The sequence below is a fragment of the Streptococcus macacae NCTC 11558 genome (assembly GCF_000187995.2).
Classification (GTDB): domain Bacteria; phylum Bacillota; class Bacilli; order Lactobacillales; family Streptococcaceae; genus Streptococcus; species Streptococcus macacae.
In genome coordinates this window covers 1,626,342-1,652,556 of sequence record NZ_AEUW02000001.1, presented here as the reverse complement: position 1 = coordinate 1,652,556, position 26,215 = coordinate 1,626,342, and the positions used below count along the sequence as shown (strand labels likewise).

The following is a 26,215-nucleotide window of genomic DNA, read 5'->3' as shown; positions in this document are numbered from 1 at the left end:
CGTTATTATATTATAAATGAGAGCTGTTTTCAATTTTTTTCATCTTCTCGGCTGCTTGCTGTACTAAATAAATCGTTAAGGTACCTTTTATATAAACTATACAAAAATAGGTGTCTAAAGGCATTATCAGCCAAGGTAGCTAGCCAGACACCAGCTAAACTTAGGTGAAAATGAACTGCTAAAAAATAACCCAGAACAATTCGAATCAGCCACATGCCGATTGTTGTAGCATAAAAAGGCAGTCTGGCTTTACCCAAGCCTTGCCAAGCTGCTGTATAAATCAGTGTCCCAGCAGATACCGGAGTTCCAAGAAATGAAAACAATAAAACCGTTTGACTGGCTGCTAATACATTCTTATCAGCAGTGAACAAGCTGCCTAAGGGATGTCCTAAAAGAAAGGCGCTGCAAGAGACAAGACCCATTAACAAAACAGATATATAATAAGTACTTTGTACACTCTTTTTTATTTCTGCCGGATTTCCCTGTCCAAAGTAATAGGCCGTTAACATGACGCTGGCTGTGGCCACACCAAATCCCGGCATATAATTAAACTGGGTTAAAACTTCGCCAATAGCATTTCCTGCCACAATCTTAGTGCCAAATTTTACGATGATAGCAATGATAACAATATCACCTGCCCGCATCATTAAACGCTCTAAAGCTGCAGGAAAAGCGATCTGAATTAAATCTTTGTCTATTTGAAACTGAGGAAGGAAATGGTGTGGTTTTAATTCTAAGCGCTTCATTAGTATCACTGTTCCTAGCAAACGTGATATGACCGTTGCACTGGCAACACCAAGAACACCCCAGCCTAAAACAAAAACAGCAAGAGCAGACAAAACAGCGTTTAAAAAATTACTCAATAAACTGACATACATCGGAAAACGTACTTTCCCTATAGCCCGTAAAAGGCTTCCCAGTGTGGTCATTAAGCCAAGAGATACAATACCTCCTCCAACAATTGCCAGATAAAGCCCTCCTATAGCACTCACTTTTGTTTCTGTTCCTAACAAGGTCAGTATCTTATTGCCGCAAATAAGAGAAAAGAGGCCTAAAACAAGGCTCAAGATGATCGTTACAGAGATAGCCTGTCTGGCATGGTTTTTTAATGCAGAAGCATCTTTTTCTCCAAAACTTTTTGAGACAACGCTTGTTACCGCGGCCCCTAAAGCAATAAAAATAGCCTGATAAACAGTAATAATATTATTAGCAACAGATACACCTGAAATAGCTAGTATACCTAGTTGCGCAACTAAATAGTTATCTACGATGCCCATCAGCATCTGTAAAAAATTTTCTGCCATAGCAGGCAGAGCAATATTAAGAATTTCTTTAATTTGTTTCATAGGTATGGAGAAAGAGAGGGCAGAAACAAAAGTCCTGCCCTCATTCATTGTGTTAAATAGTCCTGCAGATGCAGTTGATTGGCTGCTAACTCTTTTTTAAAAGCAAATGATAGCGCAGACAGCCCCAAAGATTGTTTGAATTAGCGGATAAAGACCTAAAGATCTGCAAGCGATTATTATAAAATCACAGCTTTGTCTCATTTAAAGTCCTAAATAAGCTTCAACAGCCTTTTGCATATCTGCTGCAGCCACCACATTCTTATGAAGTACCGGTGCTGTCTTTAATCCAGCAACAGCTTTAGGAACAGCTGTCCCAGATATTTTTTGCAAATCAGCTATTGCTGTAAAATCATCTTGGCTATCTTCTTCTGTAACCGCTGCTACAGTTACACGGGGAAACTTATAAGGACTGGCTGTAGATACGATAACTCCTGGATTTTTATCATCGGTTGCCAGTTTATAGTTATGATAAACCGCTGAAGCAACAGCTGTATGAGGATCTTCAATATAGTGTGTGCTATCATAAATGCGCTTTATTTCAGCTGCAGTCTCTTTTTCAGTTGCAAAATCAGCTGCAAATAGTTCTAAAATAGCTGCATCTGCATTTTCTAAACGATATTCACCTTTTTCCAGCAAAGCTTCCATCAGCTCTTTTGTCTTAGCAGAGTTATTGCCCAAAAGATGAAAGATTAAGCGTTCAAGATTTGATGACACTAAAATATCCATAGAAGGGCTAGTTGTTACATGAAATTCACGTTTTTTATCATAAATACCGCTTTTAAAAAAGTCTGTTAAAACGTTATTTTCATTTGAAGCACAAACCAGCCGGCCAACTGGCAGGCCAATTTGACGGGCATAATAAGCAGCTAAGATATTACCAAAATTTCCTGTCGGAACAGCGAAGTTTATGTGATCGCCATTTTGAATAGCCCCTGTCTTAAGCAGCTGTGCATAAGCATAGACATAGTAAACAACCTGAGGAATTAAACGTCCTATATTCATGGAATTCGCCGATGAAAACTGGGCATGATTGGCCAGCAGCTTTGCACCAAGCTCTTTATCATTAAACATTTGCTTAACATGTGTCTGGGCATCATCAAAATTGCCATCAATGGCAACAACATGCGTATTGGCACCTATCTGTGTGGTCATTTGCAGCTCTTGAATCTTACTGACACCATCTTTAGGATAAAAAACGATGATTTCTGTTCCAGGGACATCTGCAAAGCCAGCCATAGCTGCTTTTCCTGTATCCCCTGATGTTGCTGTTAAAATCACAATTTTATTGTCAACCCCTTGCTTTTTGGCAGAAGTTGTTAAAAGATAAGGCAAGATTGATAAAGCCATGTCTTTAAAGGCAATTGTAGAACCATGAAAAAGTTCAAGATTATACTGATCATTCAGCTTAATAAGCGGTGCAATAACTGCTGTATCAAATTTTCCATCATAAGCATTGTCAATACAATAATCTAGTTCTTCTTCTGTAAAATCATCCAAAAAAGCTGCTAAGACTAACTTAGCGACTTCTTGATAAGAAGCATCCTTTAAACTTTCAAAATCAAGCTCTAGCTCTGGAAAAGCGATTGGCGTAAATAAGCCGCCGTCAGCTGCTAAACCCTGCAAGATAGCTTGACTAGCTGTCACAGTATTTTGGGCATCCCGCGTTGATTGATAAACTAATGTCATAATTATCCTCTTGTAAAATAGATCGTTTTCATCTATCATATCATAATTTTAGTCAAAATTGGGAGAACTTTGACAAACAATTTTTCTTTATAACAAAGACTGCTAACCGCTTGCCTTGCTTGAATAGCTGAGAAAAATCAAAGGAGGACAAGGACTTTTGTCCCTGCCTCCTTTGATTTTTCTATTTAAGACGCCCTGGACGTTCTTCATAACCATAATAAGCATCTTCAATAATTTCTTGCATATGATCAACCATCGGCAGACGAGGGTTAGCCGGTGAACATTGATCTTCATAAGCGAGAAAGGCAAGCTCACGAGAGTGTTTCTTCCATTCTTTTTCATCAATACCTTGATCTCTAAAGTTCATCTTAATGCCTAAACGACAGCCAAGATCATAAACAGCCTTAGCGTAGGATTGCACTCCTTCTTCTGGTGTTGATGCTGGCAGACCTAAAAGTTTAGCAATATCCTGGTATTTTTCATCTGCACGGTAATAATTATATTTTGGCCAAGTCGCTGTCTTAGCTGGCCGAGTCCCATTATAACGGATAACATAAGGCAAAAGAATAGCATTTGTCCGTCCGTGAATGGTGTGGAACTGTGCACCAATTTTATGAGCCATGGAGTGAGACATACCTAAGAATGCATTAGCAAATGCCATACCTGCCATTGTTGAGGCATTATGCATTTTTTCACGAGATTCAAAGTCTGCTTCTTTAACAGATCTTTCAAGGTATTCAAAGACAATTTTAATCGCCTGTAAAGCCAAACCATCTGTAAAGTCATTAGCCATTTGTGAAACATAAGCTTCTGTAGCATGTGTTAAAACATCCATACCCGTATCAGCTGCAATAAAGTCTGGGACTGTCAGCACCAGTGCTGGATCCACAATGGCCACAGTAGGAGTCAAAGAATAATCTGCAATCGGATATTTACGATTGTTTGCCTTATCAGAGATGACAGCAAACGGGGTTACTTCTGAACCTGTACCTGATGTTGTTGGAATACCAATAAATTTAGTCTTTTTACCAAGTTCTGGGAACTTGAAAGCGCGTTTACGGATATCCATAAATTTTTGGACAAGATCATGAAAATCAACTTCTGGCTGTTCATAGAAGAGCCACATAACCTTAGCAGCATCCATTGGTGAGCCGCCTCCAAGCGCTATAATAGTATCAGGTTTAAAGGTACGCATTAATTCTGTACCTTTATAAACAGTAGTAATATCTGGATCTGGTTCTACTTCTGCAAAAATCTGGTAAGTTACCTTATTGCGACGAAGATCTAATTGTTCTATAACTCGGTCTAAAAAGCCAAGTTCAACCATTGCATGATCAGTCACTATCATCACACGTTCAACATCACGGCACTTTTGAAGGTATTGAATCGAATCGCGTTCAAAGTATGTTTTTGAAGGAACCTTAAACCATTGCATATTATTTCTCCGTCTTCCTACTTTTTTGATATTTAATAAATTAACGGCACTGACATTATCCCCTACAGAGTTACGGCCATAAGAACCACAGCCTAAAGTCAATGACGGCAGGAAGGCATTGTAAACATCACCGATACCACCAAATGTTGACGGTGAATTCCAAATAACACGAATAGCACGGATTTGAGTTCCAAATTCTTTTGCCAATTCAGCATCTTTGGTATGAATGGCTGCTGAATGCCCTAAACCGTTAAATTCTACCATTTGACGGGCTTTGTTAACTCCGTCTTCACGAGAATCTGCTTTCAAAACGGCAATCACTGGAGATAATTTTTCACGTGTCAGCGGTTCTTTTTCTCCTACTTCTGAGACTTCTGCAGCTAAAATATTAGTATCTTCCGGTACTTCAAAACCAGCCTGCTCTGCAATCCAAACCGCTGATTTACCGACAATATCAGGATTCAATTTCGCTCCTGCACAATTTTTACTGTTGGCTTTTGTGCCAAAGCAGAATTCTTCAAGCAGAGCCTTCTCTTTTTTATTAACAAAATAAGTATGATAAGACTTGAATTCTTTTATAAAATCATCATAAATTTCCTTATCAATAATAGCAGCTTGTTCTGAAGCACAAACCATACCATTATCAAAAGATTTAGACATGACAATATCATGTACTGCCTGGCGGATATTAGCTGATTTCTCAACATAAGCAGGAACATTGCCGGCACCTACACCAAGAGCCGGTTTGCCGCATGAATAAGCTGCTTTAACCATGGCATTGCCGCCTGTAGCTAAAATTGTTGCAATACCATCATGATTCATTAACTCAGATGTTGCTTCCATAGACGGTTTGGTAATCCATTGGATACAATTTTCAGGAGCTCCGGCCGCTACTGCTGCATCACGGACAATTTGTGCTGCATGAGCTGACGATTCCTGAGCAGAAGGATGGAAGGCAAAAATGATTGGATTGCGTGTCTTAAGAGAAATCAAAGATTTGAAAATAGCTGTAGAAGTAGGATTTGTTGTCGGTGTAATACCGCAAATAACCCCTACCGGTTCAGCGATTAAAGTAAGTCCTGTGACCTCATCTTCTTCAATAATACCGACTGTTTTTGTATGCCGCATATTATTGACAACATGCTCACAGGCAAACAAATTCTTTGTTGCCTTATCTTCAAAAACACCGCGGCCAGTCTCTTCAGCGGCATGCTGTGCTAAAATGCCGTGAGCATCAAGAGCAGCAACAGAAGCTTTAGCTACAATGTAATCAACCTGTTCTTGATCTAGCTTACGAAACTCCTTTAAAGCAGCCAAACCTTTTTGTACAAGTTCATCTACATGTTCTTGTGCTTCTTGTACTTTCTGTTCTGGTTTTCCTTTTTTTTCAGCCATATTTTTCCTCCAGTGACGTAAATAGTTTATTTGTTAAAAATTTCACAATTTTTACGTTTTTTATTATATCCTATTTTTAATTATTTGTAAACGATTTCTTTCTATTTATCCAAAAATTTTTTCAAAAATAGTATTCCTCCTCCATTCTCGCATAAAAGGCTAACTAAATTCATATTTTAGAAATAAAAAGAGCAGGACTTTAATATCCCGCTCCTATATAGTTACTCTGCTGCTTCGCCCTTGGCAGGATTTTTCGCTGACCTGGCAATAGCTTTCTTGATTGTATCTACGTAAAGATTAGCACCTTCACTATTGCTGCTGTCACTGTAGTGAACACCGTCTGATCCTGCCCAAATATCAGGATGGCTGACTGCTGTTTCATACCAGTCGGCTACAGTAACATAGTTATATTGTTTAGCTAATTCAAGTTCATAATCACGAACACTAGGGATACGGTCATCTTTGGCATTGTAAGGTGTTACAAAAATCAGACGATGTCCCTTAGGCAGTGCATCAACAAATTGTTTAATCTTATTTTTATAATCTTCAAGCGAATTGACACCTACAGCTATGATAACTGTCTTTGACAGGCTATTGTTAGTAATATGGTTTTGGTAGATTTCATAAGCATTTTCAAAATTACGACTGACAGCCGCATCTACCTGAGCTTCTGGTAAAAGTTCTGAAAAAGCACTGCTTGATCTCAAAGCCACTGAATCTCCAATTACAGTGATATCGCTAATAGCCGATGCATCACCAGCAGCAAGTGTATGAGTTCTGTTTAGTGAATTCTCTGCTTGATTGAGTGAATCCACTAAAAGACTTGTTTCAAAATTACCTACTTTTGGAGCTGTTGCAAGAATACCAAAAACAATAGCTGCTAGTACCCCTAAGCAAGCATAAAGCCATTTTTTATAGGCATTAAGGTTTATTTCAAGACCCAAAAATGCCGGCTGTTTTCCTGCAATATAAGGTTCAAGCACATAATAAGAAAGGCTGGCGAAAATAAAAGAGAATAAAAGTGTAAAAACCACAGCCAGCCAATTAGGCATTAACTGACCAAAGATAATATAAAGAGGCCAGTGAAAGAGGTAAACACCATAACTGGTGTCGGCTAAATAGGTGATCAGAACAGGTTCTTTTATATTAGGAGTTTTATCATTCAAAACTCGGCTAGAATAGACCATTACAGCTGTAAATAGACTGGCCAGAACAAAACCAAACAAATAAGTGATAATGCTATTAAAGTCCAGTATAAAGCCTAGCAATAACAATAAAGCAGCACTAAGCGCTATATAGATAATGACACGTCTGGTATCCCAAAGCATAACATTTTTCTTAAAGCGGCCTGTTGTCTCTGAAATACCTGATATTGTCGCAAAGATGGCACCTAAGAAAAAGGGATAGATATGCGACAGGGTCGAAAAATAAATGACTGAAAAATTGCTAACAAAGAAAGCCCGTATAAACATTGTCAAAAAGCTGGTAAAAAACAAACCCAATGATATAAGAAAGATGATACCGCGGAACTGCTTGGGCTGTTTAATTTTTCTTGATAAAAGCCAAATCAGAATACCCCAGAACAAGTAAAAATGGACTTCAATCGCCAAGCTCCATGTATGGACAAACAGATGCGGAATAAACTGGCTTTCATAACTGCTGCCTGTTAAAATTTCATATAGATTTGTTGTAAAGCCGATCACAGAAGCCACCTGATGCCCAATATCAGCAACAAAGTCTTTACGAATCAGCAAGGTAAAAGGCAGGGTTACTAAAACCATGATAACTAAGGGAGGAACGATCCGATAAAAACGTCTTTTTAGAAAGCCTAGAAGGTCAATCGTTTTATGACGGGCATGCTCATCAATTAACAGCGCTGTAATCAAATAACCTGAGAAAGTGAAAAAGACATCTACACCAATAAATCCGCCCGGAAAAGCTTGTTTAAAGAAATGATAAAATAGGACTAAAAACAGCCCTGTTACCCTAACAAAAGAAAACCATTTTATTCTCATTTTTGATAAATCCCTTGTTTAAACCTTCCCTTATAGACTTTTTTATCTTTTGCAGTCAATTTCCCTTGACCGTCTGCCTGGCCTTTTTTAAAATCACCTTCATAAGACCAGCCCATGTGAGATTTAAAAGTACCATGGCCGTTGAAAACACCGTTGACAAAACGGCCTTCATAAGTATCTCCATTAGGATAGGTCAGCTTCCCCTGACCATTCATGCGATGATTAACCACATATCCAGTATAATTAAGCCTGCCTCCTTCATAAGTTAAAGTAGCATTACCGCCTAGCTTTACTGTAAAGACAGATAATCCGCACACAATAATGATAATAACCGCCAATAATTCTAAACGTTCTCTTGTTATCTGTATTTTTTTCATGATACCCATTCAGTCAATTCTTCTTAATATATATGTCATTTTACTATAAATTTCAGATATAACAAGCGATATCAGTTAATTTTTTCTAACCAATTTTGGCATCCTTTTTTAACCAAAGTATAGGTTTCTTCAAAATCACCGGTATAGTAAGGATCTGGCACACCATCATCATTAAATAAGAAAATTTTTTGATTAAATTGTCCCATAGACAGTTGCTTCAAATCATCAACATTAGTCTTATCCATCCCAATAATATAATCAAAATAAGCAAAATCTTCCAAACTGATCTGCTGGGAATACTTAGAAGAATTGTAAGCAATCTTATATTTTTTTAAAATCTTTTGGGTTCCATGGTGAATAGGATTTCCATGTTCCCAGCCTGATGTTGCCCGACTGGCAATCTCTAACTCTTTATCTGAGGCTAGTTCTCTCATCATAAATTCAGCCATTGGACTGCGGCAAATATTGCCAAGACAGACAAAGCATATTTTTCTCATTTTAAAATCCTTTCTACTATTATATATCTACAGCATGCCATAAAAGTTAAACGAGATATACCAAAAGGATTAAGTGTTTTTCAGTTTACTTTTATTGATTGCCTTCTAGAAACACGGGTACTTATGGTTTAGCTATCATGCTGGTTTTTAGGAGCTTTCTCATCGTAATGATATCCTAAATGAGTATAAGCTTTGGCAGTTGCTATGCGGCCGCTTCGTGTTCGTATGACAAATCCCTTTTGAATGAGATAAGGTTCATACATATCTTCAACAGTTTCCCTTTCTTCAGCGATATTGACAGACAAAGTAGCAAGCCCAACAGGACCTCCTTGATACATTTCGATCATTGTTTTGAGAATTTTCTGATCAACATAATCAAGTCCTTCTTTATCGACATCTAATACCGTTAAGGCTTTATCAGTAATATTAGCATCAACAGTCCCATCTCCCATAATCTGGGCGTAATCACGCACACGCTTAAGCAGGCGATTGGCAACACGGGGCGTTCCGCGTGAACGTCTTGCTAACTCAAGAGCAGCCTCAGAAGTAATGCTCATATCAAAAATATCTGAAGTGCGTTCAATAATTTCAGTTAAGTCAGCTTGCGTGTAGTATTCCATATGCCCTGTAATGCCAAAACGAGCACGCAAAGGATTGGACAGCATACCAGCACGTGTCGTTGCTCCAATTAAGGTAAAAGGCGGCAAATCTAAATGCACACTGCGGGAATTCTCGCCAGCTCCAATCATAATGTCAATATAAAAATCCTCCATCGCGCTGTACAAGACTTCTTCAACCGACATTGGCAAACGATGAATCTCATCAATAAAAAGAACATCACCAGGTTCTAAATCATTTAAAATAGCAACTAAATCCCCCGCTTTTTCAATGGCAGGACCTGCTGTCTGCTTGAGGTTTACTCCTAGTTCATTTGCTATCACAAAGGCTAAGGTTGTTTTCCCTAAGCCCGGAGGGCCAAATAAAAGAACGTGATCCAAGGCTTCATCACGCTGTTTAGCAGCTTCTATAAAAATCTTTAATTGGGTTTTGACCTTATCCTGACCAATATATTCCTGTAAATATTGCGGACGAAGCGTGCGTTCAGCAAATTCTTCGTCTCCCATCAAATGATTATCTAAAATTCTAGTCATAAGACTATTATAGCAAAAACGAAGTAAGCAGAGTAGTACAAACCTTTTTGCTTATATCTTGTGAATTTTCTGAATTTTGGTATAATAGTTAAGACAGTAAAAAAAAGTATGATAGCTTCAAACGTTTATCATACTTTTTTATATTTTATTTAGGTTGAATAAGTTTTTAACAAAACTTATATTCCTACTGTTTTAGAAAGGCTAGAAACTGAAATGAACAAGAACTATCTTTTTAATCGCTCGGTCTTTTCAAAAGCGAAAGGACATGGCATCAAACGCAAATCCTCTAAAGGATTAGTCGCAGGAATTATTTTAGCAGGAGCTATAGCTTTACTGGGAGGCAGCCAAGTTGCCACAGCTGATGACTTGACCGCTCCAGAAAGCCATACCACATCCCAAGCTAACACTGATAAAGACTCCGCAGCAGACTCTCAAACGGTGGATAGCAGTCAAGCTAATACTGAGACTCCTTCATCAGAAAACAGTACTGCTGCTAGCAGCGAGGCGGCATCTAAAGCCAATGACGCTGAGACAAGCAGCAAAGCAGCAACTTCTGAGCAGACTGAACAGTCCAATGAAGGTCTTTCTAGTCAGGAAACAAACAGCAAGGCTACATCCGAGCACGCGCAGCCAAACAGCCTCACAACATCAGCAGCAAAATATGATAAAGAGGACGACGATGATGAGGATGAAGACCATGAAGATCATGAAGATCGTGAAGATAAGAAGTCAGATATCACATTTGATAATACAGGAGTCAAAACATCATCATCTCGTGTAAACGTTAATGGGACAAATATCACCATTACAGCTGCAGGGACTTACACCCTTAAGGGGGCTGCCAGCGGTTATAACATCTCAGTAGCAGATAATGTAGCTGATACCGTTAAACTTAAACTGGATTCTGCCAATTTATCTAATTCAACGATTTATTCACCAAAGAACTTGGATATCAACATCCTGTCAAATAGTTCTATCTCATCTTCCTTAAAAAATACCATTGAAGCAGGGGGAGCACTCTACATTTCAAGCAAAAGGAAAAGCGGCTTAAAGGTGACAAGCACAGCTGGCCATGCTATCAAAGCAAACAGCTTAGAAGCTGATAAAGTGACCTTGGAGCTGTCTTCTGCTAAAGATGGGATTAATGCTACATCAAACGTCTCTATTACAAAATCAAATATTACCATTTCAGCAGAAGACGATGGGATTCAAGCTGACGATAATACCGATGTTAATTCAGGAGATATCCAGATCAAAGATTCTACTGTCAAAATCACCTCTACAAGTAAAGGCATCACAGCTAACGACGAGATAGACGTCAAAGGTTCAACAGCCATCACTATTACATCTGGTTCTGAAGGAATCGAAGGGCGCTATGTGAATTTGAAAAAGGGTCAGATCACAATTAACGCCGGTGATGATGCTATCAACGCGACTGAGTGGACAAGCAAAGATGATGCTGACCTATCGCATTTGAAAAACAGTAAGAATGATATCGAAAATGAGGTTGCTATTGTTATTTCCGGTGCTAATGTCAGTGGTATTGGTAAAGACGACGGTGTGGATTCAAATGGGAATCTCTACATTACTGATGGCAGTCTCAAAATTCAATCAACCACTGATTACAGTTCAGCCATTGATTATGATGGTAAAGGCTTTGCTTCTGGAGGAACAACTTGGGCAATAGGGCATATGGGATTTGCTCAAGGTTTCTCAACGGGTACTAAACAGCCTTACGTCGCTGCAATTGTTTCCGGATTAGCTGGTGATACTATTACTATAACGGACGAAAGAGGCTGTGTTGTCGCAGAGACAAAATCAGATGTTGATTTTGACCATATTGTCTTTTCAAGTAAGGCTATCAGAGCAGGTAAAACTTATACGGTTAAGACATCTGATGGTCATAAAACGACTGTTACAGCAACAAAGGAAACAACTTCTCATCCTTCAGGCAGACATGTCTCAAAAGATACGGTGCCTCTCCTTCCAAATGGGCATCATCCTGCCTTCCCTGGAAACGGAACTCCTCCAAGTGAGGATAGCAAGTCATAACTTTTATAAGTTTGCTTGAGCCAGCAGATGAGCTCCTTATCAACTGCAGTAAAATCTAAAATGCTGATGGAGTTCCATCTCTCTTATACCTTTAACGCTTAAGCACAAGAAAATGGCTGATCTTAGGATTTCATCTGCTTCATTATACAGTATTTATAAGCTGTTCCATATGGCTTCTTCTTTAAGGTGAGTATCACTTTTTATAAGAGGCCATATGGTTTTTTGTATTTAAAAAACCCTATAATCTCCGCAATGGGATCACCCACTGCAGATATTATAGAGCCCTTTTACTGGGGGACTAAAATAAGAGGGTTATTTTTAAAGACTCCACCAAGGCAAAGCTCTTAAAAGTACCATTAATCTTTTCTCCTTTCTCTTTGATAACTTTATTATAAAAAAGTTCTATCAAAAAGAACAGGACATCTATGTCCTCTTTTGAAAATCATCTTGCCACTGCGCATTTAGCCTTTCTTCTAAAAAATGGTTTCCCGTCAGCTGGGCATATAAAACAGCTGTATTGTAAATTTCTTCTGCCTTATCTTGATCCTGCTCAGCAATCAGACTGTATTTCCACTCTAAAATATTAACAATGGGTTTCTTTTGAAAGTTCTGGGTCCGCGCCATAATATGATTAGCTAAAGTAATCACTTTCCTAATCGTATCATACTGCTGTATCTTAAAAAGAATTTCAAAATTATTCAGTAAAACATTATTTAGTATGGGTAAATCTTCTAAAGAAAGATAGCTTTCTTGCATGAGCAGAACCGTCATCAGCTGGTTGTATTTTTCTAAATCAAAAATAGAAAGATCAAAATCGCTGACAATGATACAGGAGAAATAAAGATCAATAATGACCAAGTCATTGACATCATAGGTAGTCTTTAATAATATTTGATCAAAGCAATCGTTTAATAAGCCAACTCCAAAATCAATATTTTCTGTATAATGAATATCCAGCTTTGACTGTAACACTTCAATAACCAACTGCTCCTCATCAGGCAAGGACTCATAAAAATAAGTGAAAATTTCATCAAAATAGTTTTCTCTTTCCATCAGTCTCTTATGACTGCCAAATGTTGAGGTACGCAGTAACAGGTATTTGAGTTCTTTATAACGCTGAGGAAGAGATAGCTTTTCTCCATCTGTCAAATAATCAAGTGTTACGCCTAAGCGCTGGGCAATATATTTTGCTTTGGGAAGGGTAGGAAAGGACTGACCTGACTCAATCCGTGTCAGTTGACGAATAGATAATTCAGCACCGTCACAGCAAAAGTCTTCCTTCGTGATTTTTCTTTCTAACCTTAGTTTTTTGACTCTTTTTCCAAAATCTTTCACTCTAACTAAAATGTCTTTCTACTTTACTTATTCCAAAAACTTCGTATGAATTTTATCATAAAACCAGTAAAGGCGTCTACTGAAAGGAACCGAAAGAGAATTGGGAGCAAGCCTTTCAAAAACTAGCAAACAAACTTTTGAATCCATTTATCAATAGATTGGACATTTCGCTGCAGCAGCATAAGATTTCCTATCAATAAAAGAAAAACTAAAGGGATGAGACACAGCAGCAAAATAATGTTTAAAGGCTGTTTGACAAGAAAGACAGTCAGAAAAAATAAGAGAAGAGGAAAAGTGACAACAGCGGTAAAACTTCCCGGTACAAAGCGGTGAAACTGAAGAGCTTCTTTGATATGGCTCAGCAAATGCAGCAGATGCCCAATTAAAATTGCCGCTGCTAATTCCGGCAGAGAAAAATAAGAAGCCAAAGCTAAAAGGAGACTAGCCAAAAGAAATTCTTCACCAATCATTACAGCAATACTTTCTGTGGAGGGGTAGCGTTTTTTCCCCATAATGAATAATTCCTTTTGATAGTTTGGATTCTCACTTTGTTTGGCAATCCATGGTTTTACCAAAATCAGTTCATCAAATTCATGAATCATAAACAAAGACAGACCAAGTAAAGAAAATAGGGCAATTGACATAATGGACTCCTTTCTATCTTATCCCTAATCGTTTAAAGCAACTTAGCTATCTCCTTATTCGATAAATGCTAGTGATAGTATAGCGACAGCCATCTGTATTGCAAATCCTTCTTAAACTTTCTGCCACTATTTTAAATATTTGCTTGCTTCTTTTATCGAAAGTTTTGCCATATTTTCTTTATGGCTCTTAATAAACGTTTTAACCCAAGCAGGATTGGTTTTAGAGTAATCCCGCAAAATCCAGCCGATAGCTTTATTGATAAAAAATTCGGTCTGGTTAAGATTATTCACAATGATTTTACTCAGCAAGTCTGTATTCATTTGTTCTTTGCGTAAGAGCTGATGGTTGATAGCAATACGGCGAAGCCAGATATTATCAGCTACTGACAACTCCAGCATTTCTTGATCTACTATGGGGCTAGGATAGTTGATACTGCCAATCGTTCTGGCTAAGCTGTCCACAGTATCCCACCACGACTTTGTGATCACCAGTTGCTTTAAATGCGGAAGATCATCTTCTATCAAAAACGATTGTAGGGCACGTAAATAATCACAAGCTAAATATTGAAATTCACGTTCTGGCAAGGACCAGCACTGATCTACAAAATCCCAGTCTATTATTTTTCGTTTTTTAGCCTCTTTAAACCATTCTTTGGCTAGTGCTCTTCGTTTAGGCTGCGCTAGGCCAAGAAAAGAAAAACGATTTTGCATATAAGCAGCCATAGCTCTTGCTTGCTCCTTGTCTGCCTGATGATAAAAAATGTGGATAAGTTCTTCCGTCTTCATAAATTGATTATAGCATAAAAAAACAGCTGAATGCTGTTTTTATGTTATAACAAATATAAGTCAAAAAGGAGACAAGGCAAAGCGAAAGCACAATTTTCAAGACAGCCGTCTTATTCCTCTAGCCCAACACGCTTGAAAATTTCATCCACGCGCTTGGTATAGTAGGTCGGATTGAAAATCTTATCAATCTCATCCTGAGTCAGTCGGGAAGTCACTTCCGGATCAGCTTCAAGGAGCGGTTTGAAGTCCACTTGATTGTCCCAAGACTGAGCCGTCTTAGGCTGCACAAGATCGTAAGCCTCTTCACGCGTCATGCCTTTTTCAATCAAGGTCAGCATGGCACGCTGGCTGAAAATGAGACCAAAAGTAGAAGCCATATTGCGCTTCATATTATCAGGGAAGACGGTTAAATTCTTAACGATATTGCCAAAGCGGTTGAGCATGTAGTCAATGAGGATAGTCGTATCCGGAGCAATGATGCGCTCAGCTGAAGAATGGGAAATATCACGTTCGTGCCAGAGAGACACATTTTCATAAGCTGTCACCATGTGACCGCGGATCACACGGGCAAGCCCTGTCATATTTTCAGAACCGATTGGGTTGCGTTTGTGAGGCATGGCAGAGCTGCCCTTTTGCCCTTTAGCAAAGAATTCTTCCACTTCGCGCTGTTCGGATTTTTGCAGTCCGCGGATTTCGGTCGCCATACGCTCAATAGACGTAGCAATGCTAGCAAGTACTGCAAAATACTCAGCATGTAAGTCACGCGGAAGCACTTGCGTTGAAATTTCCTGCGCGCGGATGCCCAACCTGTCACAGACATATTTTTCCACAAATGGCGGAATGTTGGCAAAGTTTCCAACCGCACCAGAGATTTTCCCTGCTTCTACACCGCTTGCGGCATGTTCAAAACGCTCAATATTGCGCTTCATCTCACTGTACCAAGTGGCGAGCTTCAGACCGAAAGTCGTAGGTTCTGCATGGACTCCGTGGGTGCGTCCCATCATGATGGTAAACTTGTGCTCACGCGCCTTCTCAGCTATGATATTAAGAAAATGCTCCAAGTCCTTGCGAATGATATCGTTAGCTTGCTTATAGAGATAACCATAAGCTGTGTCCACCACATCAGTAGACGTCAAGCCATAGTGAACCCACTTACGTTCCTCCCCAAGCGTTTCAGATACTGCACGGGTAAAGGCCACCACATCGTGGCGGGTTTCCTGCTCAATTTCCAAAATGCGGTCAATGTCAAAGTCAGCATTAGCACGGATTTTAGCCACATCAGCCTTGGGAATCTCACCCAGCTCAGCCCAGGCTTCATCTGCTAAAATTTCCACCTCAAGCCAAGCACGGTACTTGTTTTCCTCACTCCAAATGTTCGCCATCTCAGGGCGTGAATAACGGTTGATCATGTTTAAGATATTAAGGGCGTTAAGCGGACACAGCCAAAATAGGAGTTTTGACGAAGAACCTCAAGGTTCTAGGAAAAACTATCTTTTTGGCCAAGTCCGTAGCCCGTATTCAGTTCAGAATACGAGACCCTTGTTCCTTTCTTTATTTTTATTTTTTAGGAGATTGGGCAAGTCTGAGTTCTCTACTTGAATTTGCCCTCTACTCCTTTCTATTCTTAAAATTATAGTATCAAATTTGTAGGAATGGTGCTAGATGTTTCCGAGCTTTCTGCCCGGGTTCAGTTCTGCAAACTAGCTGCCCATTTCCTTTCTTTATTTACAATTAGGAAATACGCAGCCCGTATCCTCTAAACTGAATACAGTATCCCTTGTTCCTTTCGATTCTTTTTTTATAATTTATTTCCGATTTAATCACTTTTTAGACTGTGCAACTCATTATTCAGATTACTCAAAGATAAATTGATATCATCAAATTTTATTTCTATCTCTTCCCTTATTGATTCGTTGAAATTATAAATATCCTTTTCTAATTTCATTAATTTTAAATCAATTTCTTGAGCATGCCGTTTCAATTCTTCCTCAAAGCATAAAATAGCGATTGCTTCTTTTATACTGTCCGCCCTCCAATCTTCCAAATAAGTTATTATTTTTTTTACGGAATTACTGCTTATAAATTTTTGAGGCAATAGTTTTTTACCGCTAATTTGATTTTTAAGATTTTCAATTTTTAAATGTAACTCATTATCTTCTGCATTCAAAACTGATAACTTTTGACTAAAATCTATTTCTGCCTCTTGTTTAATTTTACTTCTTTGATCAGCAAAATCTATATAGTATCGTTTAGTTACTTTCTTTTGAGCCTCATTATATTTTTGAAGTTCAGAACTTTTTTTATCTGCAAATGGTTTAATAAACTTCATCGGATTATATAAAGCAAAATCTTTTGGCCTATCACCAATTTTATCTTTTATATATTTCGATAAATATTCCTTATCGAATGCTTCAAGTGAACTACTTTTAGATATATTTAATTCTTCAATAGCATTATTTATTTCTTTTTGCCGACTAATTGCATTTTCGTAATCTCTTATTACTTGTAAAAGCAACTCTAACTCACTAATAAGGTTTTCATTTTTCATGATTTTACCTATCTTCAACTTAATCTATTTTTCTAATCAGAGACGAATTATTTGGTTCTTTTTTATTCTTTCTTTGATTATTTTTTTCTATAAAATTTTTTAATTGAATAATTTTATCATCCAGCTCAAACTTATCATCAGACCCTGAATTATTCAGAACAATATCTATACTTCGTAGTAAGTTCGTATCAACTTTATTTTTAAATAGTTTTGTATTATCAATATATTCTTGAATGGCTAACTTTAAATCTAACTTTGTTGATGGTTGTACAGTATTTTCGCTAACTTCTAGAATATATAATGATAAGCTACTAATCAAATTATTATTTATTCTATTTACCTTATTTTGTCGGGCCTTTAAACCTTTATAGATAAGATTCCCTACACCCACAGTCACAACTCCAATTGCAATACCACCACTTAATATTGATGTAGTTTTTAAATGCTTGCTATCTTCAGGACTAGTAAGATAGAATTTCCCCCATTCAACAATGCCAGTATTCCCTGAACCTGGATTCCATATTACATTTGCACCCTCTATACGAGCCTGACCATTACCAATTAATTCTTGAGCATAATCTGTTATTTCAAGAACTCCTTTATATTCAGTCATAAGTTTACCTCACGTTTCTATAGAGAATTTACAGCATCCTCTATTGATAAAGACAAGCCTCAATAACTTTTCAAAACTCCTGCACCTCATCTGACTTATCGCTAGACACCAGCCATATATCCTATTGTAATTACACTCCTATTTTACCACAACAAATTCCCATTTATCACTAATTGTGTCGCTTTTTAGTCCGTGTTCATTTCAAAGAACACACTATCCTGCTTTTTCTTTGCCCCAACAGGCAGTTTTGTTTTTCACTATTTAACCTGCAGCGCTTTTTCCAAATCTCGAAAATATTGTCTTTGTTGTTTTCTCAAATAAAACCAGACCAAGGGCTTCATGAAAGTCTTTTTGACTGTAACATCTTCTGTAAAATCCAAAACGGTATTATTTTCATGAGCCTCAAAACGGCCTATCCAAGTCCCTCGGATATTTTTATTTTCAAACTCAAGCTCCCAAAGCTTGTGTAAATCTGCCTTCGTCACTTTAAAATCCGTTTGAATACCATCTTTCGTGTATTCAATAAAATGATGATCATCTATTTTTTCAAAGCGGCCAAGATCGCTTCTCCAAGTTTGGTTTGATAAATCAGTGACAAGTTCCCATACCTTATCAACAGGATAGGGAAAACTGGCTTTTCTATTAGATTTTACCATAGTTTCTCCTATTTTAAAGCAGACAGTGACTCAATACCTTAGAATCAACACTATAAAGTTGATAAGTTGATAAGCTGATGAGCTTCCCATTTAAGATAATTCACCAATAAAACTTAATATTCAAACCTTATTCCTCTATATTTTTATTGAACACCAATATCAGCTCTAATTATCTGTTCTAATTTCCAAAGAATGCCATCCAGCTTATTACACCTTCCATCATTATACTCCAATTTACGACCAGCTATAAAGGAGTTATTCAGGAGCACCTCAAATTCTATTAAACAATTTTTTACTTCTTGACTTGAATATAATTTAATAGTTTTATCCTGATTTCTAAACTGTTCATACTCTTGTTTCGCAGCAAAATATTGATTTTTAATTTCTGCTATTTCCTCTATATAATACTCCCTATTGCTAATTTCCGTTTTTATATCTTCCTCATCTTGATAAGTCAATCCAGGCTTTTCTAGTCTTCTTTTATAATCCTCTTTAATCTGAATTTCTAAAATTCTGTTTACCGTATCAAAGTTTTCTGAACGAAAGGTAGGTCCATATGGTAATAGAGTCATGACATCATATGGAGTTCTATTTGGAAATAAAGATATTATCCTAAGTAACTCATTGTAGGTCTTTGCTAATTTTTCTTGATTATTTCTTTTTTCCTCTATAAATAGCTCGTACTCCTTATCTTTTTTATCAAGAAAATATTTAACAACTTTTCCAATTACAGCAAATGCAGGCACAATACTTCCAAGAATTATAGCAATATAATACCAGTTCTCTAATTGATTTACTTGCAGCATAAAATCTACCAATCCACTTCTACTCCAAACTCTTCTACTTCATCCGGCTTATCACTAAACACGGTTACATGTCCCATTTTGCGGTTATGCTTGGCTTCTTCCTTGCCGTAAAGGTGGAGGTGGGCGCTAGGGTTGGCCTGAACGTAATCTTGTGCTTTTTCAACATGCTGGCCCAGAACATTGAGCATGACAGCTGGGGCGTGAAGCTTGATATCTGGGAGAGGCTGACCCAGCACTCCTAGGATATGAGTATCAAACTGCGAGAAGTCACAGGCCTCAATAGAATAGTGGCCCGAGTTGTGAGGGCGCGGTGCGATTTCGTTGACAATGATGTCATCACCTGCCGCAAACATTTCCACACAGAGTGTCCCCGAGAGCTCCAGCTGAACAGCGATTTTGACTGCCATCTCCTGTGCCTTGCGGGCAAGCTCTGCAGAAATGCGGGCTGGAACAATGGTTTTAGACAGGATATTATTGCGGTGAATATTTTCCTGAACTGAGAAAATCGTCACATCCTCACCATTGCCTGAGACGATAACCGATATTTCAAGGTCGAAGTCTACAAATTCTTCTAAGACACACTCAGTTGAATTGGCCAATTGATTGGCTCTTTCTAAATCTTCTTTTAGTTTAATGACAACTTGGCCATGACCGTCATAGCCGCCTGTGGCAGTTTTAAGAACATAATTCTTAGCAAAATCAAGGTTTTCTAAATCAAGACTGGATGTGACCACCTTATACGGAGCAACAGTCACACCAGCTTTATTAGCTAAAAAGTCCTTTTCAAAAATGCGGTTTTGCGAGATTCTGAGGAGATCAGTCCCCTGCGGCAGCTGATTTTCCTTGATGACGGTGTCCAATCCGTCGGCATCGACATTTTCAAACTCGTAGGTGAGCACATCACAGCGCTCTGCTAATTGCCGCAAAGCATCTACATCGTCGTAAGGCGCCACAATCATATCAGATACACGTGAAGCTGGGCAGTTGGCGGCTGGATCCAGCGTCACTACCTTGTGTCCCATATAAATAGCAGAAATAGCCATCATCTGTCCCAGCTGGCCGCCGCCGATAATACCAATTGTTTTAGTTGAGTTCATTGCTTGAGGCCTCCGCGATTTTTCCTTGTTCTTGAGCAAAATCAGAAAGCTGCTTCGCCAAGTCTTGGTCTTCAATAGCCAAGATACGAAGAGCCGTCAAGGCAGCGTTGGTAGCTCCCGCTTCGCCAATAGCCATTGTTGCTACAGGCACACCGCCCGGCATTTGCACAATAGAGTAGAGGGAGTCAAGCCCGCTAAGAGCGCGCGATTTGACAGGCACACCGATAACGGGCAGTGTTGTTTTGGCTGCCACCATGCCTGGCAGATGAGCTGCACCGCCAGCCCCTGCAATGATGACTTTGATACCGCGTGCGCGTGCTTCTTCTGCGTGTTTGAACATGAGGTCTGGTGTGCGGTGAGCAGAGATAACTTTTTTCTCATAAGCCACACCGAACTTCTCTAAGACTTGGGCGGTTTTTTGCATGGTTGCCCAGTCGGACTTGGAGCCCATGATGATGGATACGATTGATTTCATAATTAAGATACAAAGGGACGTTTCGGTTTACCGAAAATTTCCGTAGAAAAATAGGAAAACTAACGACGACGCTTGCGTCTAGGCAGTTTTATCTTTTTTCCTAGGAAATTAGTCCCGTGTTCAGTTCCTTTCGTTTTTTTATGTTATAGCGACTTTTTATTATTTGCGAAAATCCCTTAGAAAAGAATAAGTAAACTAAGGGAATGTTCCTTTACCCTTTGAATAATTGAAATCTTTTACTCAAATATTTTTTAGGGCAGCTGCTTCCACACTGTAATCTTTAACAGTATTATTGACCAGTTTTGTGACACTTTTAGGATTTATCAATAATCGGATTGTAATAGTGGCAAGAGGGATAAAACTTAGGAAATCTTTCCAAACTGGAGTTAAAACCTCCTCGCTGTCACTTTTAAAAAGCCACTGCCCTATTGTCTGCAATATCTTTTTTCTGCTCTTGGTTCTTTCAGCAGTGCCAATTATCAATGCCAACAGACTGTGTGTTTTTACTCCAGCCTTTCCTATACCGATATCAGGCTGAGAGTAACTGCCATTGCTTAATGCTATCATCATTTTCGGGAAATTAACCCCCGCTTTATAAGCATTAGCAGGCTCCACCATTCTGGGATTGCACTCTATATAATAAAACTGATGATGAACACGTATAAAATCCAAGGTTAGACTACCGTGCCATTTTAAATAACTTCCTAACTTTTCAACATGTTTTTTGGTTATTTCAGATTCTATACTTAATCTAGCAGCAGCTGAACCGCCAGCACCAGATGCAATCTTTATACTAGAATGAACCGCCAGTAATTTCCCTTGATTAAATATGGCTTGAACTTGCCCATATTCTCCTTTTATATCTTGCTGAACCATCCATTTTTCATCATTAGCTAATAAAACGTCCGCAGCTCTCGCCAAATCTTCCTTACTTGTAATTTTATAAACCGAACGTCCGGCAGTGCCATAGTCTGCCTTTAGCCAATAAGGATAAGGAAGCGAAATAGATTCTAGTTTTTCCACACGCTCCCATTTAGGAATCGGCAGATTTAACTGATCTGACATTTCAGCAAAAGCGATCTTCCCAGCTAGCTTTTCAAATTGTTCCTTATCAGCAAGCGCTATTGGCAAACGAGTTGGTAAAAACTTCTTCCCATTTGCCAATAACCAGCCTTCTTCATGTGTTGGCAGAATAGCCGCATAATTTTCTTGACGGCATAGCTGATCAACCTGTTTCAGATAGTCTATAGGAAAACGATTCACATCTACTGTCGGAATTCTGTGAGTGAGCCGGCTGAATGCTGCAATGGAAAGCTTACTAGGGGACAGAACATCAACTTTATAGCCCTCTTTCAGCAACACTGTTAGAGTCTCTCTTGAAGTTAAGCTAGAACCTTCTAAAAATAGCAGTCTGTTTTTCATGTTTCAAACACCAAAATTCTATATGCAAGCCTCATGTTTCAATATTTCATGCGCCTGATTTATAAAGCTTTGCTTCCGATATCAGTTCTGTAAAACAGTCCAGCCGTGGCTTGTTTATCCAGCTGGTCATAGATTCTTTCCTGCGCCGCCTGGACACTGTCGGCTGTGGTGACCAGCATATAGACCCGGCCGCCGTTGGACAGCAAAGCTTTGCCATTTTCAGCAAACTTAGCCCCGGCGTAGTAGGTGATGATGTCGCCCTCGGTCTTTTCTGGAAGAAGCACACCTTTTTCATAGGCCAGCGGATAGCCGTTTGAAGCGACCACCACGCCAAGAGTCACGCCCCCATCTGTCCACGTAATATCAGGCTCCTTGCCCTCCAAGATATCCGCGATGTTCTGTGCAAAATCAGAAGTCAGCCGCGGCAGGATAATCTGGGTCTCAGGATCACCAAAGCGCGAATTGAACTCGATAACCTTAGGACCGTCAGCCGTCAGGATAAGACCAGCGTAAAGTACACCGAGGTAGGGACGGCCTTCTTTAAGCATGCCTTCAAGGACTGGCTTGACAATGGTGTCAACCGACTTGTCAACCACGCTTTGCGACAGCTGAGGCACTGGCGCATAAGCCCCCATACCGCCTGTATTAGGACCCTTATCACCGTCATAGGCCCGCTTGTGGTCTTGAGCTGTCGGCATCATGTAAAACTTATCGCCGTTAACAAAGGCAAAGAGAGAAAATTCTTCACCGTCCAGAAATTCCTCGATAACCACACGTGCACCGGAATCGCCAAACTTATTATCCAGCAGCATCTCCTGTGCTGCTTCAACCGCCTGCTCCATGGTTTCAGCCACAACCACGCCCTTACCCAGTGCCAAGCCATCTGCCTTGATCACGATGGGAGCGCCCTGCTCTTCAATGTAAACTTTGGCTTTTTCAAAGTTGGAAAATGTAGCATAGGCTGCCGTTGGAATACCGTATTTGGCCATGATTCCCTTGGCAAAGTCTTTAGACCATTCCAGCTCCGCAGCTAACCGAGTCGGACCAAAGGCCTTGAGCCCAGCTTTGTTAAAATCATCAACGATACCAGCCGCTAGCGCATCATCAGGACCAATAAAGGCCCAAGCGATATCATTTGCTTTCGCAAAGTCAATCAGTTTGGAATGTTCGGAAATTCCGATATCAACCAAGTCCAGACCATCAAGGATCATACCATCATTTCCAGGCGCTACAAAGACCTGCTCTACCTGCGGAGACGCCAGCAGCTTCTTAGCAATCGCATGCTCACGCCCCCCAGAACCAACAACCAAAAGTTTCATTTTATCTACCTCTCCAACCAAAACTTACGAAACAATTGACCTTAAGAGCTTTCTACTCACTTTCACATTTTCAGGCTCGTCTAGAAATCATCTCCCGGATAATTTCTACAAGTTCAATTCCTTTCATTTTGCGAATTATATAGGACTATTATAACATATTTGTTCGGTAAAATCTTACCCGCATTGATATTTATAATATAATAAAGTACAATAGCAACATTATATTATTTTAGATAACGGAGATATAATATGAAAGCACTGGCAAAAGTTATTGAGAAAAAGAATTTACTCCCTAGTATTCCTATATTACTACTAATTGACACAATATCAATAATCGTACACAGTTTTATAGTTCATTTTGTAAAAACTAATCTAATATTCACTTACTCATTAATTACATGCATAGCTCTTATTAAAATTATAATCACATTTTATTTTTGTCAAGAATTAAGTAATTCAAAATGTCAATCTAAGCTTGGATCCTCTTTATTTTTCTTTTTATACTTTTGGCCTTTAACCTTTACCACTTTAAATCGACTTACTGATCATTTTTCTAAAACAATTGATCTATCTCATTCACTAAACTATTTATTGTTCTTTTTACTTAATCTATTGGGAATCTTTTTTACAAAATGGCTCATAAGTAACAAACCTTGGGTACATATTCTAACGGATTTTCTCACGATATTAATTCTAACTCCTATATTCTATTGGAATCCATCACCATTTCCTACTACTATTTTTGTTATTATTTTAATTCTCTTTAGATATCTATTCATCATAAAACTACTAGCTGGAAAGCTGTCGTTTTTCTTTAACCAAAAGTGCATGATTATTGGAGAATTATTATCTTTCTATCTATTGTTAGCGGTAATAGTCACAGTATCCAAGCCAGACTATTTGAAAATATCATTTATTCCAGCTATCATATTGATATATATTTTAACTTTATACGCTAGAATACTATTTTTTACAAAATATTCTTTTAAACAAAAAGATGCAAAAGTACTTTTTATTGCTATCATAATCTTTATTAGTACAACTTCTTTAGTGGGCTTTCTTATGTCACTGTTTCCCAATGAAAAAGGTAATAATATCATTACATTGACTTTACCAGCCATTATCCCTATAGTTTTTCAAAACCTTTCTACAACAGGAAATACAATTAAAAAACAATTTATTTTTTTCAAAAGTTTCCAATTCATTAAAAATTTTCTAACTATTTTACTCTTTTACACTACAATATCTATTAACATATTAGCTAATTTAATAAGTACAAAAAAGTTACCTTTTCTTCTAAGTACATTGAATAAGTTTTCAGATTATTACACTTTAACCGTTTATAGCATCCTCAGTGGAGTATTCTTATCCATAATAAGCTGGTTATTGTTCCAAACTATTTTTTATAAACCTCAAAATGGTCTTGTAAAAGTAATTATTAATAATAGAAAATTTCGCAAAAGATTACATAAAAGATGATCACTTAAAAACATAAAAAGACTAGCTGATAAAAAATCAGCTAGTCTTTTTATAAATTAGAATTCCCTTACTTACGCACGCATAAGTTATAGGGCGCTGAACTTAATCAGTCTTACACGTTTTTATCATTGTATCACGAATGGTAAATAAACGTCAAGCCATAACCTTCAAATAATTTTTTGAATTTTCTCAAAAACGGTTATCATTTTAGTGAGCTCCAGATTTTTTCTATAATAATCCTTGTTACGATAATATCGCTCTAAAAAGTTATCTAAATCTTTTCTTTGATACTCTAAAACAGGTTTTGAACAATAAGCTTTTGATAAAGCACACAACGATAACAAGTCATTTACCTTTTTATAATTCTTGAATTTATATACACCTATCTGCTTCGCTAAGGTCGTTACATTTGCATTAACATTGTTTAATTTACTGTTTTCTTCAAAAACATTGATGATAAATACACTATTGTGAGCACAAGCATTTCTAATATAACGTGCATTATCACCTAATTCAACTGCTTTTTTTAATGATTTTGATTTATTTTTATATTTAGAATAGTAAAACTTAACAAATTTTATTAAACAGCCATAATCCATATGTTCCAACAAAGCCCAATAAGGATAATCTTTTTTCCTCTTTTCATACATATCATGTTGATAACGAGATTGTTTGAATTTTTTCTTTGTTAAATTATAATATCTTTTGTATTCTTTAGAGTTTTGAAACTCCTTTATGATATTGTAACCATTTTCTTTAGAATTATTATTTATAAGCCTTGAGATCTCTGTTTTTATAAAATGTTCAGTATTAATCGAAATAGAGAATAACAAATTTCTAATCTGCATATCTATAGAAGCTAAATCTTTTAAATATTCAAAATCTAAGTCAATATACTTGCCATCTCTTTTTTTAAAATTCTTCCGAAAAGCTGCAATTTTGTAATAATAATTAGTCTTATCAATAAAAGTAATCGCTTGACCTTTAGAAATATTTCTAAAGGTTATCCCTTTTGCCTCTAAATGATTGACTAATTCAACGTTATTTAATTTCTTCTGTTTAGACATATTCCTAACTTCTT

The 26,215-nt window shown here is 37.9% G+C and carries 22 protein-coding genes; 2 read left to right on the top strand and 20 right to left on the bottom strand.

Annotated elements, in window-relative coordinates; genetic code table 11:
• Positions 1-29 precede the first annotated feature (29 nt).
• The 7 genes from STRMA_RS07880 to ruvB all read right to left on the bottom strand — a co-directional run bounded on the left by STRMA_RS07880 (position 30) and on the right by ruvB (position 9,902).
• On the bottom strand, positions 30-1,394 hold the full coding sequence (locus tag STRMA_RS07880; protein WP_003081188.1) for an MATE family efflux transporter: 1,365 nt from the start codon (positions 1,392-1,394) through the stop codon (positions 30-32).
• Between the two features lie 153 nt (positions 1,395-1,547).
• Entirely contained in the window at positions 1,548-3,032 is a 1,485-nt protein-coding gene (gene thrC / locus STRMA_RS07875) for a threonine synthase (RefSeq protein ID WP_003080293.1), read from the bottom strand.
• Between the two features lie 181 nt (positions 3,033-3,213).
• Positions 3,214-5,862: a bifunctional acetaldehyde-CoA/alcohol dehydrogenase gene (gene adhE, locus STRMA_RS07870; RefSeq protein WP_003080569.1), complete on the bottom strand. Its 2,649-nt coding sequence runs from the start codon at positions 5,860-5,862 to the stop codon at positions 3,214-3,216.
• Between the two features lie 221 nt (positions 5,863-6,083).
• Positions 6,084-7,877: an acyltransferase family protein gene (locus tag STRMA_RS07865; protein WP_003079193.1), complete on the bottom strand. Its 1,794-nt coding sequence runs from the start codon at positions 7,875-7,877 to the stop codon at positions 6,084-6,086.
• Positions 7,874-8,254, bottom strand: a complete 381-nt coding sequence (locus STRMA_RS07860) for an MORN repeat-containing protein (RefSeq protein WP_040841637.1) — start codon at positions 8,252-8,254, stop codon at positions 7,874-7,876. Before STRMA_RS07860 ends, STRMA_RS07865 begins: the two co-directional genes overlap by 4 nt.
• A gap of 71 nt (positions 8,255-8,325) precedes the next feature.
• A complete protein-coding gene (locus STRMA_RS07855) occupies positions 8,326-8,751 on the bottom strand; it encodes a low molecular weight protein-tyrosine-phosphatase (RefSeq protein ID WP_003079095.1) in 426 nt (141 codons plus the stop codon).
• A gap of 128 nt (positions 8,752-8,879) precedes the next feature.
• Complete coding sequence (gene ruvB / locus STRMA_RS07850; protein ID WP_003080562.1) at positions 8,880-9,902, bottom strand: Holliday junction branch migration DNA helicase RuvB; 1,023 nt, start codon at positions 9,900-9,902, stop codon at positions 8,880-8,882.
• Between the two features lie 213 nt (positions 9,903-10,115).
• On the opposite strand from ruvB, the gene STRMA_RS07845 reads away from it, so the two are divergent.
• Positions 10,116-11,954, top strand: coding sequence for a carbohydrate-binding domain-containing protein (locus STRMA_RS07845; protein ID WP_003078556.1), 1,839 nt, complete (start codon positions 10,116-10,118; stop codon positions 11,952-11,954).
• A gap of 423 nt (positions 11,955-12,377) precedes the next feature.
• Here STRMA_RS07845 and STRMA_RS07840 read toward each other — a convergent pair whose 3' ends face one another.
• From STRMA_RS07840 to purD, 12 genes are all read right to left on the bottom strand, one after another.
• Positions 12,378-13,289, bottom strand: a complete 912-nt coding sequence (locus STRMA_RS07840) for a helix-turn-helix domain-containing protein (protein WP_003082163.1) — start codon at positions 13,287-13,289, stop codon at positions 12,378-12,380.
• A 122-nt stretch (positions 13,290-13,411) separates the two neighbouring features.
• Entirely contained in the window at positions 13,412-13,933 is a 522-nt protein-coding gene (locus STRMA_RS07835) for an HXXEE domain-containing protein (RefSeq protein WP_003081802.1), read from the bottom strand.
• A gap of 126 nt (positions 13,934-14,059) precedes the next feature.
• Complete coding sequence (locus STRMA_RS07830; RefSeq protein WP_003079782.1) at positions 14,060-14,719, bottom strand: DNA alkylation repair protein; 660 nt, start codon at positions 14,717-14,719, stop codon at positions 14,060-14,062.
• A 110-nt stretch (positions 14,720-14,829) separates the two neighbouring features.
• Entirely contained in the window at positions 14,830-16,128 is a 1,299-nt protein-coding gene (gene purB, locus STRMA_RS07825; RefSeq protein ID WP_003081632.1) for an adenylosuccinate lyase, read from the bottom strand.
• Positions 16,129-16,535: 407 nt separating this feature from the next.
• Entirely contained in the window at positions 16,536-17,267 is a 732-nt protein-coding gene (locus tag STRMA_RS07820) for a hypothetical protein (protein WP_003081456.1), read from the bottom strand.
• Between the two features lie 19 nt (positions 17,268-17,286).
• Positions 17,287-17,880: a hypothetical protein gene (locus STRMA_RS07815; RefSeq protein WP_003079118.1), complete on the bottom strand. Its 594-nt coding sequence runs from the start codon at positions 17,878-17,880 to the stop codon at positions 17,287-17,289.
• Between the two features lie 257 nt (positions 17,881-18,137).
• Positions 18,138-18,536, bottom strand: a complete 399-nt coding sequence (locus tag STRMA_RS07810) for an SRPBCC family protein (protein WP_003081580.1) — start codon at positions 18,534-18,536, stop codon at positions 18,138-18,140.
• Between the two features lie 143 nt (positions 18,537-18,679).
• Positions 18,680-19,354 (bottom strand): hypothetical protein, encoded by a 675-nt coding sequence (locus STRMA_RS07805; RefSeq protein WP_003079499.1) that lies wholly within the window; start codon positions 19,352-19,354, stop codon positions 18,680-18,682.
• Complete coding sequence (gene purK / locus STRMA_RS07800) at positions 19,348-20,439, bottom strand: 5-(carboxyamino)imidazole ribonucleotide synthase (protein WP_003081839.1); 1,092 nt, start codon at positions 20,437-20,439, stop codon at positions 19,348-19,350. The genes STRMA_RS07805 and purK overlap by 7 nt, the downstream gene beginning before the upstream one ends.
• Entirely contained in the window at positions 20,426-20,914 is a 489-nt protein-coding gene (gene purE / locus STRMA_RS07795) for a 5-(carboxyamino)imidazole ribonucleotide mutase (RefSeq protein WP_003080362.1), read from the bottom strand. Before purE ends, purK begins: the two co-directional genes overlap by 14 nt.
• A 240-nt stretch (positions 20,915-21,154) precedes the next feature.
• Positions 21,155-22,336 carry an ATP-grasp domain-containing protein gene (locus tag STRMA_RS07790; RefSeq protein ID WP_040841635.1) on the bottom strand — a complete coding sequence of 394 codons (1,182 nt, stop codon included), beginning with the start codon at positions 22,334-22,336 and terminating at the stop codon, positions 21,155-21,157.
• Positions 22,337-22,395: 59 nt separating this feature from the next.
• Positions 22,396-23,655 (bottom strand): phosphoribosylamine--glycine ligase, encoded by a 1,260-nt coding sequence (gene purD, locus STRMA_RS07785; RefSeq protein ID WP_003080855.1) that lies wholly within the window; start codon positions 23,653-23,655, stop codon positions 22,396-22,398.
• A gap of 828 nt (positions 23,656-24,483) precedes the next feature.
• Between purD and STRMA_RS09945 the strand changes: the two genes are divergently transcribed.
• Positions 24,484-25,134 carry a hypothetical protein gene (locus tag STRMA_RS09945; protein ID WP_234943960.1) on the top strand — a complete coding sequence of 217 codons (651 nt, stop codon included), beginning with the start codon at positions 24,484-24,486 and terminating at the stop codon, positions 25,132-25,134.
• Between the two features lie 167 nt (positions 25,135-25,301).
• Here the strand turns inward: STRMA_RS09945 and STRMA_RS07775 are convergent, their stop codons facing one another.
• Entirely contained in the window at positions 25,302-26,201 is a 900-nt protein-coding gene (locus STRMA_RS07775; RefSeq protein WP_003081522.1) for an Abi family protein, read from the bottom strand.
• Positions 26,202-26,215: the final 14 nt, after the last annotated feature.

Bases quoted from the DNA above. Each gene is read 5' to 3' on its own strand.
- STRMA_RS07820 (WP_003081456.1), bottom strand. From the start codon at position 17,267: ATGAAAAATGAAAACCTTATTAGTGAGTTAGAGTTGCTTTTACAAGTA.
- STRMA_RS07775 (WP_003081522.1), bottom strand. From the start codon at position 26,201: ATGTCTAAACAGAAGAAATTAAATAACGTTGAATTAGTCAATCATTTA.
- STRMA_RS07865 (WP_003079193.1), bottom strand. From the start codon at position 7,877: ATGAGAATAAAATGGTTTTCTTTTGTTAGGGTAACAGGGCTGTTTTTA.
- purD (WP_003080855.1), bottom strand. From the start codon at position 23,655: ATGAAACTTTTGGTTGTTGGTTCTGGGGGGCGTGAGCATGCGATTGCT.
- STRMA_RS07860 (WP_040841637.1), bottom strand. From the start codon at position 8,254: ATGAAAAAAATACAGATAACAAGAGAACGTTTAGAATTATTGGCGGTT.
- STRMA_RS07880 (WP_003081188.1), bottom strand. From the start codon at position 1,394: ATGAATGAGGGCAGGACTTTTGTTTCTGCCCTCTCTTTCTCCATACCT.
- purB (WP_003081632.1), bottom strand. From the start codon at position 16,128: ATGATCAACCGTTATTCACGCCCTGAGATGGCGAACATTTGGAGTGAG.
- ruvB (WP_003080562.1), bottom strand. From the start codon at position 9,902: ATGACTAGAATTTTAGATAATCATTTGATGGGAGACGAAGAATTTGCT.
- purK (WP_003081839.1), bottom strand. From the start codon at position 20,439: ATGAACTCAACTAAAACAATTGGTATTATCGGCGGCGGCCAGCTGGGA.
- STRMA_RS07855 (WP_003079095.1), bottom strand. From the start codon at position 8,751: ATGAGAAAAATATGCTTTGTCTGTCTTGGCAATATTTGCCGCAGTCCA.
- STRMA_RS07810 (WP_003081580.1), bottom strand. From the start codon at position 18,536: ATGGTAAAATCTAATAGAAAAGCCAGTTTTCCCTATCCTGTTGATAAG.
- STRMA_RS07845 (WP_003078556.1), top strand. From the start codon at position 10,116: ATGAACAAGAACTATCTTTTTAATCGCTCGGTCTTTTCAAAAGCGAAA.
- STRMA_RS07790 (WP_040841635.1), bottom strand. From the start codon at position 22,336: ATGAAAAACAGACTGCTATTTTTAGAAGGTTCTAGCTTAACTTCAAGA.
- STRMA_RS07815 (WP_003079118.1), bottom strand. From the start codon at position 17,880: ATGACTGAATATAAAGGAGTTCTTGAAATAACAGATTATGCTCAAGAA.
- STRMA_RS09945 (WP_234943960.1), top strand. From the start codon at position 24,484: ATGATTATTGGAGAATTATTATCTTTCTATCTATTGTTAGCGGTAATA.
- STRMA_RS07835 (WP_003081802.1), bottom strand. From the start codon at position 13,933: ATGTCAATTGCCCTATTTTCTTTACTTGGTCTGTCTTTGTTTATGATT.
- adhE (WP_003080569.1), bottom strand. From the start codon at position 5,862: ATGGCTGAAAAAAAAGGAAAACCAGAACAGAAAGTACAAGAAGCACAA.
- thrC (WP_003080293.1), bottom strand. From the start codon at position 3,032: ATGACATTAGTTTATCAATCAACGCGGGATGCCCAAAATACTGTGACA.
- purE (WP_003080362.1), bottom strand. From the start codon at position 20,914: ATGAAATCAATCGTATCCATCATCATGGGCTCCAAGTCCGACTGGGCA.
- STRMA_RS07830 (WP_003079782.1), bottom strand. From the start codon at position 14,719: ATGAAGACGGAAGAACTTATCCACATTTTTTATCATCAGGCAGACAAG.